The organism is Nostoc sp. T09 (assembly GCF_002154695.1).
GTDB lineage: Bacteria > Cyanobacteriota > Cyanobacteriia > Cyanobacteriales > Nostocaceae > Aulosira.
In genome coordinates, this window is the sequence record NZ_MTAV01000046.1 from 65948 (window position 1) to 77963 (window position 12016).

Annotated in this window: 8 protein-coding genes and 1 pseudogene; 4 read left to right on the forward strand and 5 right to left on the reverse strand. The window is 41.4% G+C overall.

The features are described 5' to 3' along the window. Positions 1–195 precede the first annotated feature (195 nt). The 3 genes and pseudogenes from BV372_RS37545 to rimO all read right to left on the reverse strand — a co-directional run. Positions 196–336: pseudogene (locus tag BV372_RS37545) on the reverse strand (Uma2 family endonuclease); the annotation flags it as partial. Between the two features lie 593 nt (positions 337–929). Beyond that, positions 930–2465: a DEAD/DEAH box helicase gene (locus BV372_RS11810; RefSeq protein ID WP_086686698.1), complete on the reverse strand. Its 1536-nt coding sequence runs from the start codon at positions 2463–2465 to the stop codon at positions 930–932. Positions 2466–2542: 77 nt separating this feature from the next. Next, complete coding sequence (gene rimO, locus BV372_RS11815; RefSeq protein ID WP_086686699.1) at positions 2543–3862, reverse strand: 30S ribosomal protein S12 methylthiotransferase RimO; 1320 nt, start codon at positions 3860–3862, stop codon at positions 2543–2545. Positions 3863–4538: 676 nt separating this feature from the next. On the opposite strand from rimO, the gene btpA reads away from it, so the two are divergent. From btpA to BV372_RS11840, 4 genes are all read left to right on the forward strand, one after another. Then, entirely contained in the window at positions 4539–5387 is an 849-nt protein-coding gene (btpA, locus tag BV372_RS11825; RefSeq protein ID WP_086686701.1) for a photosystem I biogenesis protein BtpA, read from the forward strand. Positions 5388–5607: 220 nt separating this feature from the next. Further along, positions 5608–6594 carry a vitamin K epoxide reductase family protein gene (locus BV372_RS11830; RefSeq protein ID WP_086686702.1) on the forward strand — a complete coding sequence of 329 codons (987 nt, stop codon included), beginning with the start codon at positions 5608–5610 and terminating at the stop codon, positions 6592–6594. A 571-nt stretch (positions 6595–7165) separates the two neighbouring features. After that, positions 7166–9367, forward strand: a complete 2202-nt coding sequence (locus BV372_RS11835; RefSeq protein ID WP_086686708.1) for a CHASE2 domain-containing protein — start codon at positions 7166–7168, stop codon at positions 9365–9367. A gap of 105 nt (positions 9368–9472) precedes the next feature. Then, positions 9473–10642, forward strand: coding sequence for a PAS domain S-box protein (locus BV372_RS11840; protein ID WP_086686703.1), 1170 nt, complete (start codon positions 9473–9475; stop codon positions 10640–10642). 276 nt (positions 10643–10918) lie between these two features. Here the strand turns inward: BV372_RS11840 and BV372_RS11845 are convergent, their stop codons facing one another. Together BV372_RS11845 and BV372_RS11850 are read right to left on the reverse strand one after the other, a co-directional pair. Beyond that, a complete protein-coding gene (locus BV372_RS11845; protein WP_086686704.1) occupies positions 10919–11107 on the reverse strand; it encodes a hypothetical protein in 189 nt (62 codons plus the stop codon). 182 nt (positions 11108–11289) lie between these two features. Further along, positions 11290–11532 carry a hypothetical protein gene (locus BV372_RS11850; RefSeq protein WP_086686705.1) on the reverse strand — a complete coding sequence of 81 codons (243 nt, stop codon included), beginning with the start codon at positions 11530–11532 and terminating at the stop codon, positions 11290–11292. Between the last annotated feature and the right edge of the window lie 484 nt (positions 11533–12016).

Here is a 12016-nt window from a genome sequence, read left to right on the forward strand (position 1 = left end):
CGTTCTTCTTTGCGCCTTTGCGTCTATGTGCAAGGCAAAAAAGATGTGGTTTATTTACTTGAAAATAGCTGTAATAACTAATAAATTTTTTAATCAAATACAAAAACCTACAGTTCTAATACTGTAAGTTCTCAACCAGGTAATAAGTCTGGCAATGTAAGTTTATCGTCGTTTGGTAAAATTATTTCTTCTTGGTTAAAACCGTAAACTGTTAAGGTCAATCAGGATACTAACAGTAGTTCCTAGTTCTAAAAATTGCTGAATTTTTTCTGCCAGTGGTTTAAGGCGATCTGACTTAGATTTTATTTCTACCATCAAGCCTGGAAGCAGTTCTCCAAACTCGCGTTGACTTTTTTTGAGCCAATCAGCACTAACAAAAGAAACATCAGAAGCGCGGAGATTCTTTTATTTGGTTATAGATGCTTTCGCGGTTTTAATTTCTAAATAAAACCAGCGCTACAACCAGTAACTCACTTTAATTTTCTTGTGCCTACCCAGTTAGCTAGGAATTTGATTAATTCCGCACCAATTTTTTCTGAAACATAATCTGATGGACCCATAATCAAGGTACTATCAATCCACCAATTCCATCTGCCATTCTAGATGTCCTGTTTGGAGATGTGCTTAATCTTTAATGGTGAACATAAGACTACAGGCAATCCATCTTTATTATGTTTTGAAAAATAGTCAAAAAGTCCAAAGTCAAAAGTCAAAACCGTGAAGCAAACACCACCAACTTAGTTGTTATAGTAGAGAACTTTTTGCCGACTCTAGTTAATTCTAACTCTTGACTCTTGACTCTTGACTGCCAAACGCCAGTACTCTGCGAGAAGCCGCCCTAGCTGCGGCAAGCCGCTAGCCTGCGGCAACGCTCCGCGAACGTGTCTACACTCAACGGGGGAACCCGGCAGATGACTGGCTTGTTTAACTTACGAAGCCGATTCTCTAGCTGTAGATGAACCTAGCTTGTGATTAACAGGAGATGCATCACGACGGCCTGTCCGTAGCTTTGGCTTGGGACTACCACGTCTGTCATCTTCGCCAATGTTGCTGTCTGATTTACTCCAAGAGGAACGGTTGCGCTCGCCAGAACCATCGCGACGCTTGACTAGCTTGGGTTTCAGACTGGGGGTATTTTCTTCTTGGGGAATTTCAATGTCTGAACTTAGCCAAGCAGGACGAGTTTGATCGTAAGCGATTTGCAATGCCGCAGCTGCAATCGCCTGAGCATCATATTTTTCGATCAATTCGCTGACTATTGGTAAAAATGAAGCTAGGCGTTCGCCTGTTAATGCTTCTCCTACCTGTTGTTGCAATTTATTGATGTGCCGCGCTTCAATTTGTGCCCTGGTGGGAATTGATAGTAATTGCCAATTTTGACGGTTATGACGTTCAAATATCTGCTGCTTGCGGCGCTCAAATGGTTGTACTAGTGAGATTGCTGTTCCTTCCTTACCAGCCCGACCAGTACGACCAATGCGGTGAACGTAGGTTTCTACGCTATCGGGTAAGTCGTAGTTGATCACATGAGAAAGTTGATCTACATCTAACCCACGTGCGGCAATGTCAGTGGCTACTACCCAGCGCACCTGACGATTGCGGAATCGGCTGAGTAAGCGTTCCCGGGCTTGTTGGGACAAGTCACCGTGGTATTCATCGACACTGTGTCCGGCTGCTTGCAGTTGACTTGTCAGTTCTGCGGCTGTGCGTCTGGTACGGACAAATATCAAAGCTGATTCTGGGTCTTCCATTTCCAGAATAGGCTGTAAAGCTTTAGCTTTTGTCCAGTGACGGGGTATCAGGTACGCTACCTGATTAATTTTATTGGGCGCAGCTTTTGGCTGTTCGACGGTGACTGTCGCAGGCGATCGCAAAAACTTGTTTACCAATTGCCGAATCGATGGCGGCATTGTGGCTGAGAATAAAGCTGTTTGACGATCTTCGGGTGCTTGGGACAGGATTTTGATCACATCGTCGATAAAGCCCATGCTCAACATTTCATCGGCTTCATCCAACACAAACCACTTGACTTGATCGAGTTTGAGACAGCCGCGATCTAGCAAGTCAATTACCCGTCCTGGTGTACCCACAACCATGTGGACACCACGTCTGAGTTGTAAAATTTGGCGGTCAATTGATTGACCTCCGTAGATTGCTAACACTCGCAATCCTTCATCACCAATAAATTGGGTGATAGCATCGTGAACTTGCATGGCTAACTCACGAGTTGGAGTTAAAACCAGTGCTTGCACGGCTCTTTGATTAATATCTAGCCGTTCTAAAATTGGCAACGAAAATGCTGCGGTTTTGCCGGTTCCCGTTTGGGATTGTCCAACCACATCACGACCTGCTAGCAATTGGGGAATTGCTTGGGTTTGAATATTAGTTGGGGTGGTGAAACCGATTTTTTCTAGTTGCTCAACGCGTTCTTGTGAGATGCCTAATTCTTGAAACGAAAGATTCATCAATTCTCCTAGATTTTATTTTGGATTTTTGGAGCGGTGATTAGCCATTGGTTATTTGAGAAACAACAAATGACCACTTAGTTATTGACAATTTGACCGTAGAGGTCGTATGTATCAGCACTTTGGATTTCTACTGGCACGATTGTTCCTAACTTTGCCTTGCCAACCACATAGACCTGCCCATCAATTTCTGGGGCAAATCTTGCAGAACGACCAATTAATTCTCCAGTTTCAGGATTTTCTTGCTCAATCAGGACATCAACAATTTTGCCTACTTCCTGTTGATTCTTTTGCCAAGCAATTGGTTGTTGGAGTTCCATGAGGCGGTGTCGGCGCTCATCCATCACGAATTGAGGCAACTGATTTGGCAGTTTGTAGGCAGGGGTTTCCTCCTCCGGAGAAAAGGTGAAAACGCCAACATGGTCAAATTCGTGCCGCTGAACAAACTTTAGTAGATGTTCAAAATGCTCTTGAGTTTCTCCAGGGAAACCAACAATAAATGTTGTTCTCAGCACCGCAGATGGTAGCGCCGTCTTGATGCGCTCAATAATCCCATCATTTACCCGCCCTTGCCAGGGACGGTTCATAGCGCGGAGAATTTCCGGATGAGAATGTTGTAAAGGCAAATCTAAGTAGGGAAGGACATTCGGTATTTCTTGGATCGCTGCTATGACATCAGGTGTCAGTCCGGTGGGATAAGCGTAGTGCATCCTGATCCACGGTACATCTACTTCTCCCAAAGCGCGGAGTAATTCGGCTAACTTTGGCTTACCGTAAATATCCAAACCATAATTAGTGGTGATTTGGGAAATCAGAATAATCTCTTGTACCCCTTGACTAGCTAACTGCTTGGCTTCAGCGACAATGGATTCAATAGTACGCGATCGTTGGTTTCCTCTTAAATGAGGAATAATACAAAACGCACAACGATAATCACATCCTTCGGCCACCCGCAGATAAGCTATGCCCTCAGTTGTAGTGCGGTAGCGCGGTGTAGTTTCATCGGCAATGTAGGTTGGTTCAATACTAACCTGCTTGACCCGCTCTCCTTGTTCTACCCGCTCAATTACATTTACAATTTTGTGATAATCGCCTGTACCTACTACGGCCACTGCTTCTGGCAACTCTTCCAATAATTGTTCTTGGAAGTGCTGAGCCATACAGCCAGTGATCACGATTTTTTTATTCGCCTCTGCCAACTCTACCAAAGTTTTAACAGATTCTTCTCTTGCTGCTTCAATAAAACTACAGGTATTGACAATAACGTAATCTGCTAACTCTTCATTACTATCTACGCCATAGCCTGCTTCGACAAGCATTCCTAGCATATGTTCTGTATCAATTCGATTTTTCTCGCAGCCCAGGTGAGAAATTGCTATTGTTGGCTTGTCACCCATAGTTTGCCAAAATTTTCCATTTTTTTCTTGTCGTCATACACATACAGCGCTTGCTTGCCTCTGTTTTCATCTGCACCCACATGCGGACAGTACTCAAGTGGAAGGGTACCATTGCCCGTCGCCATCCGCAAACCTATGACCCTAATCAAGTTTAAGGTCATGTTATGATGCTTTTATTAATCCGTTTTCCCAGGGTAAAATGGAGTGTCTTGGGGTATATTTGACACTTGTTATGTTTTTTAACGATTCGCCTGTTGGTATTTTACATTACCGTAGCGTGTGCGTTGTTAATTTACCCATCGGGAAGCCGCCCAAAGGGCTGGTTGTGAGAAGTCGCTACCCTCAGGGAAATCTCGCTCTCTGCGAGACGCTGTGCGAACGCGACTATGCCTAATCAAGCAGTAATGCTACCCTTCAGATCAGGCTTTGCCTACGAAGATGCGCAGGTGAGCAACCTAAAACCGTGGGAAGCTGCCTCGCGTCTTGTGAGTTGCAAACTCCTCTTTGTAGTCAAGTTTTATCTTAACATATCTTATGGAAGGTTTTACAGCAATTCCCGCCCTAGGGAGGAGGCGGTAATCCACCCTACATAAAATCAATTAGTCATTAGTCATTATCAAATCAATTCTAGATTCTAGACTGATGTACTCTGGGTTCCGCAAAGCGGATTAAAGACGTGGACTTATATCAGCTATTTAAAACTCGAACACCGATTATTGGGGTAGTTCACCTACTACCACTGCCCACCTCACCCCGCTGGGGAGGCAGCCTAAAAGCAGTGATTGACCGCGCCGAACAAGAAGCAACAGCCCTGGCAAGTGGTGGGGTTGACGGTATTATTGTAGAAAATTTTTTCGATGCCCCTTTTACCAAAAACCAGGTCGATCCAGCGGTTGTCAGTGCCATGACTGTGGTGGTACAACGAATACAAAATCTGGTGACCTTGCCTGTAGGCTTAAATGTTTTGCGGAACGATGCTAAAAGTGCAATCGCGATCGCCAGTTGTGTGCGGGCGCAATTTATTCGCGTTAACGTCCTCACAGGGGTAATGGCCACAGACCAAGGTTTAATTGAGGGAGAAGCCCATCAAATACTCCGCTATCGGCGGGAATTAGGCAGTGATGTTAAAATTCTGGCCGACGTGTTGGTCAAGCACGCTCGCCCTTTAAGTTCCCCAAATCTCACAGTTGCTGTTAAAGATACCATCGAAAGGGGTTTAGCAGATGCAGTAATTTTGTCAGGCTGGGCTACTGGTAGCCCACCTAACATAGAAGATTTGGAACTGGCCTGTGGTGCAGCAAATGGCACGCCAGTATTCATTGGCAGTGGGGCTAATTGGGAAAACATAGGTACACTGATGCAGGCAGCGGATGGTGTAATTGTTTCCAGTTCCCTAAAACGTCACGGTCGGATCGAACAACCAATTGACCCAATTCGCGTCAGTCAATTTGTGGAAGCCGCACGCCGTAGTTGGAACTCTAAAGGTGAAACTAAATCAATTTCCTCAGTAACTATACGTTCTTAACTTGGGACTGGGGACTAGGGATTAGGGATAGGAAGGACAGGGAAGCCAAGGAGGATAAGGGGAAATAACCAATACCCCATGCCCCTCAAGAGTGCTGAGTGCTGAGTACTTAGTACTGATTTACTCACTTGTTTACTCATAACTCGCAACTCGGAACTGTTTTGCCTCATGCCCATTTCCCCATGCCCCATAACCAATTCCTAATTCCCAATCACAGTTTATGATTCGCCGTCGTTCTACTCCTTGGATTCATAAATGGTCGCGTCCATTGATTGCCGCGATCGCCGGACTTGGTGCCTTGACAACAGGCTATCTCACTATCGAAAAGTTAACAGGAGGTAGTGCAGCTTGTGTGGCACAAGCTGGTGTCAAAGGCTGTAATGATGTACTTTCCAGCCCTTGGGCAACGGTGTTTGGTCAGCCCTTAGCTTTGTTTGGGTTTTTGGCTTACACCAGTATGCTGATATTTGCTTTGGCTCCCTTAGCATTAAAATCAGCGGAAAACAATAGCCGTAAACAAATAGAAAACTGGACCTGGTGGCTGCTGTTAATAGGGGCGATCGCCATGTCCATCTTCAGTGGCTACTTAATGTACTTGCTGGCATCTCAAATCAAAGCCGTTTGTCTTTACTGTATTGCCTCAGCTTTGTTCTCTGTGAGTTTTTTGGTACTGACGATTCTCGGTCGTACTTGGGAGGATGTTGGACAAATCTTTTTCACTGCCATTATTGTTGGGATGATTACCCTGATTGGCACTTTAGCAGTCTTTAGTAATGCCAATCAATTAAGTAGTACGCCTGAATCAACTTCTGGTAAACCAGTACAAATCAGCTTTACCCCCAAAGTTCCACCTAACCCAGCATTTGGTTGGGAAATCACTACTACTTCCAGTGAGGCAGAAATAGCCTTAGCAAATCATCTTGTCAAAATAGGTGCTAAGGAATATGTTGCTTATTGGTGTCCCCATTGCCACGAGCAGAAGCTGATCTTTGGTAAAGAAGCTTACAAGATTATTAACGATAGTGTTAAGGTAGAGTGCGCTCCAGATGGACTCAAAGGGCAACCAGATCTGTGTAAAGCTGCCAAAATTGAAGGCTTCCCTACTTGGATAATTAATGGAAAAAGCTATAGCGGAGTTCAAAATTTAGAGGAACTAGCGAAAGTTTCTAATTATACAGGTGCTCGTAACTTCAAATATTTCAAGTAATTAGCTTCAGCAAGGTGATTTCTAGCAATTTAAGCTGATATCTGAGATTGAATAGTCAACTGGAGGCAAATTTGCTTCCGGTTGACTATTTTATTTTTAGTAATAAATAATTAGAACATCAGTTATTATCGTATGTATTATTTATTAGTTAGTAATTTTCAGCGCTTATTTCGTCTACGGTAGTAATCATTGAATAATTAAAGATATAAAAAATTTAATTCCTCAATTAATTTAAGTAAACTTACTAATTTCATAACTAGTTTTTTATACTTTATATAATAAAATATACGCAATTGTGTAAATATTTTATCCCCATATTCAGCTTTTAAAGCTTCCTATAGAGAGACTACTGTTCTTAGCAAACACTATTTATACTTAACTTGTGCTATGAGGCGTAAAGGTTTCAATTTACCATTTCATTGGATAATGAGTACCCAAGATTAATCTTGAGGAATTCAACAGATCTGAAGAAATTCCTAGCAAGTGAATATAGCTCACCTATAAGCTATATTCACCAGGTATTTGATAGAGATCGCAAATCAAGAATATTTCTCCCCACTAGGTAATGGGAATGAGTAAGCAGCTAGGCAAGCGTATTGTGCGGTTCATAGTTGGACTGAAAAAATCGCTTGGTCGAGGACACAGGGAATTAATTACCGCCTCCAGCGTTGCAGTCTGCATTTTGCTTGTACGGACTATTGGATTATTCCAATCCTTAGAATTGGCAGCTTTGGATCAATTGTTTCGCTTACGTCCAGATGAACCGCCAGCAGAGCGGATCACGATTGTAGCGATTGATGAAGCTTCTCTGCGTCAAGTTGGTTCTTGGCCAATTCCAGATGATGTGATTGCCCAGTTGTTACAAAAATTAAACGTTTATAACCCTCGTGCCATTGGGTTAGATATATACCGAGATTTGCCAGTGGAGCCTGGTTATGAAAATCTGGTGAAGGCTTATAAGTCGATGCCAAATTTGATTGGCATTGAACAACTGGCAAATAATAAAAATGCCAGTGTTTTACCTCCGCCAGTGCTGAATCAACTCGATCAAGTGGGTTTTAATAATGTTTTATATGACCCTGATGGCAAAATACGTCGCAGCTTGTTGTATTGGCACATTGATCATCAGGCACATGAAAGTTTTGCTTTGAAGCTGGCTTTAGTGTATTTGAAGCCATATGGCATTACTGCTCAAACCGCAGCCAACAACTCTGAGTATTTGCAGTTGGGTCAGGCAGTGTTTACTAGATTTCAGGCTAATGATGGTGCCTATGTAGGCGCTGATGCTAGAGGCTACCAAATTTTGTCCAACTTCCCCAAACCAAGTTGTCCTAGTTCATTAGCCGCATCCTGTAGCTACCGCCAAGTATCGATGAGGGATGTGCTAGCAGACAGAGTACCAAAAGAATGGTTCAGCGATCGCATTGTACTTATTGGTTCTACAGCCCCCAGTCTTCAAGATTTTGTTTTCATACCGCAATCCAGCAGGTTGATGGGTACAGCACAACCCATTGCTGGAATTGAACTGCAAGCTCATTTTATCAATGAGTTAATTGCCGCTGCTTTAGAAGGACGACCTTTACTTCAAGTCTGGCCAAAGCTATGGGAATACTTGTGGATTTTTGGCTGGTCTTATTTGGGAGCTACAACAGCATGGCGAATTCGACACCCAACTAAGATATCTATTAGTATTCTACTTTTTTGCTTGTTGTTAACTTTGTGTGCCTACATTGCTTTTTTGTCTGGTTGGTGGATACCTCTGATTCCTTCACTGCTGACATTTGGCAGTGCAGCTATTTGGATTACCTATTATCTTGCCTCTATGCAAGAAGAGTTGAAACGCTCTAAAGAGTTTTTACATCAAGTTATTAATACAATTCCTGATCCCATTTTTGTGAAAAATGAACAACATCAATGGATTGTTTTAAATGAGGCTTATTGCCGATTGATCGGTTATCCCAATCAATTGTTAATTGAAAAATCAGACTATGAATTTTTCCCTAAACATGAAGCTGATGTATTTCGCCAGCAAGATGAGAAGGTTTTCCAGACTCAGCAGCCCCAGGAAAGTGAAGAAGAATTTACCGATGCTTATGGTTCAACTCATTTAATTGCTACTAAGCGATCGTTCCATAAAGATGCTGCGGGCAATTACTTTTTAGTTGGGGTGATTCGAGATATTACTCAGCGTAAGCAAATGGAAGACCAGCTCAAGCGTACTGCTGCCGAACTCTACCGTTCTAACAATGAATTAAAACGCAAAGAAGACCACTTGCGTTTTCTGGCATATCACGATCCCTTAACTGGTTTATCCAATCGGAAATTTTTCACCGAAAAACTTCTTGAATCATTATATTGGGCACAAGATAACAATTTATTACTAGGGCTATTATTTATTGATTTAGATGGGTTTAAACAAGTAAATGATACTCTGGGACACGAAATTGGCGATCGCCTTTTGGTAACAGTTGGACAACGGCTCAGTAACTGCTTGCGCGGTAGTGATACGGTGTCTCGCTTAGGTGGTGATGAATTTACTGTAATTTTACGGGCAATTCCTAACGTACAAGTAGCTGCTAAAGTTGCCGAAAAAATTTTAGGTACTATAACTGAGCCAATTGTTTTAGATGGATATACTACTAAAGTCTCTGCTAGTATTGGTATTAGTATCTACCCTCTTAACAGCCGCGACAGTGAGACTTTGATTAAACAGGCAGATACCGCTATGTACCGTGCTAAAAACCTTGGTAAGAATCGCTACGAGTTTGCTTAATGATGATTCTCATTTCCGCAACTTCACTTCTCAAGGTAGACGTTTTGTACTACTACAAATAGTTACTTTTATGATGGACCTCTACAAGAAGGGAGATAATCCCAGATGAATCTTGAGTTGTTTTTCCAACGCACGGAAGTTTTACACAAGCGGTTAGCTGATTTATATCAAACCGCTACTGTCTTGCCTTGGGTTCCATCAGAAATGCTACCACAAGCTTTTGAGGAACTTCATAACAGCTCAAAAACATTGCAGTTAGCAGTAGAAGAACTATATCAGCAAAATGAGGAATTAATCCGAACGCAAAATTTTTTAGAAACAGAACGCATACGTTATCAGGATTTATTCGACTCAGCACCAGATGGTTATTTAGTTACTAATGCATCAGGTACGATCCACGAAGCTAACCAAATGGCAGCTAAATTACTGAATGTTTCCAAGCACTTTTTAGTAGGCAAGCCAATTACTAACTTCGTCCTCTTGGAAGAACGTCAACAAGTTCGTAGCGAAATCAACCGATTGTCGGAGTCGGATAGAGACACAGAATTGTTAGTACACTTGCAACAACGTCATGGTGAGTCATTTGATGCTGCTTTAACAGTGGCAGCTATTCGCAATCAACAGGGTCAGGTAATATCTCTACGGTGGATAATACGTAATATTACTGAACGTAAGCAATGGGAATTGCCAGAAATTAAGAGTGTCAGCAGCATTATCAGAGATCGTCGCTTATATAAATATTCTAAAGGAGACAATATCTCTCTCAACCCGCTACAAATTTTACATGTTTGTCAGGGTTGGGTAAAACTCAGTACTTTCTGTGAAACAGGTGAAGAAGTGCTAGTAGGCTTGGCAGGAGCAGGAATGATCTTTGGCTCTAGTATGACATCTCTGAAGATTTACCAAGCAATAGCCCTATCTGAGGTGGAGTTAGTATCAATTCACGTGTCAGAGATAGCCGCCTCTCCTAGCCTCAGCCATAACTTTTTACCAAAAATAAATCAACGATTACAGCAAACAGAATCTTTGTTAGCCATTTCTGGAAAGCGACAGGTACAAGAGCGTTTGCATTATCTTTTGGAATTTCTCAAACAAGAAATTGGTGAACCTGTACCAGAGGGAACGCGCCTAAGTGCTCGTTTGACTCATGAAGATATTGCTAGTGCCTGCTGTGCTAATAGAGTAACAATTACACGATTTATGAGCAAATTAAAACAAATGGGGTTAATTAGTTTTGATTCTCAAAAACATATAATTTTGAGAGATTTTAGTTAATCGCAAGAAGCTTGTAATCGCAATTGAAAAAATCTAGATTCCACCCCACCACCAGACTCACGACGGGCGAAATCGCACTACTGTTTTTATAGTTTTTACTGTCAAAGAATTGCCTTGTTCCTGAGATTAAATCTTCTTCATCTCCTTGGCTTTGCTTTGTTTCTTTAGCCCTTCCCGTTGCTGCGCCTGCGTTAGAGACTCACTTTAATATTTAAGCAAAAACTCATAAAAATTTTTGTAGCTTTCTCGTTACAAGAGAAAGCTACAAAAAAATATTTAATTAGTATGGATTATAATTTCCAAGGCGAGGAAATTTCCTTTCTTGAGAGAACTTTTAAAGCCATTAACTTGATTGCCATTTTGTCGCAAATAGAGCTTAACCTCAATTTGTTGCGGAGGTAACCCTTCTATCTCACTCAGCAATCCTTGACGATAATGCCAACATTCGTAAATAGCTAGATTCACTGAGCGATCGCAGGCGATTATTTTAATATGCTGGCAATTCGTAGTAAATTCTGATTCGAGTTTTTTAGCTTAGGTCTGTCTGGCTTTTTTTATGTCTTTATCATGCATTTTCTCAATAGTCTCATCTCCATATTAGTTTCAGCAGATAAGAATGGAAATTACCTTTAGAAGGTGTTAGCCACTTATTGACCAATCCCCAGTTCCTTTTTGCTTTGCTTTAACTGTTTCCAAAGTTCCTTAATCTGGCTGTAGGCTTCTTCTGGAGAAAGTTTTCCTGCTGTTTCTAAAACGCTAATATAACCAACTTTCTGAGCAAATTCTTGGAGATTAGCATTAAAGGTAAAGCTTTCAGGCGTGAAAGAACCATAATAGCGATTGTAAGGATAGATAAATCTGTTAAGCTCTTCGCGATTAATCTGTGTCATCAGTGCACTCCTAATAAATTTTTATTAGCCTGAAAAAACATAATTGATTAACTATTAGTAGTTATTGGAATGAACTAAGGTTTTCTCACATATTTCCAAAAAATAGTTATACAGATAAGTAGCTAGCATCTAAACATTATTAAATGATTAATAAATCAAAAAATAATATTTGCTTGTTAAAACAGGCCAATTAGAGATAGCAATGAAAATTGCCCTTTTAAAATCTATCTTTTATCAATTGTTAAATAAATACTTCAATAGAACTATTTAAAGTTAAAAAAATCTGTGATAAATGATACGTATAAGCTTATTTATCAGTAAATAAAATCTTAGACTTTGCCCGTTACCTGACTTCTGTGTTGAAAATCCAGCAGTCATGATGAATTAAAATTCGCCGCTTTGCACCAAGCCACTTGCTAACTTGTCTTAGAGGTTGTTTGAAAAGTCCAAGCAGGTAAAAAATCATGCAAGTCGTCTAACCATA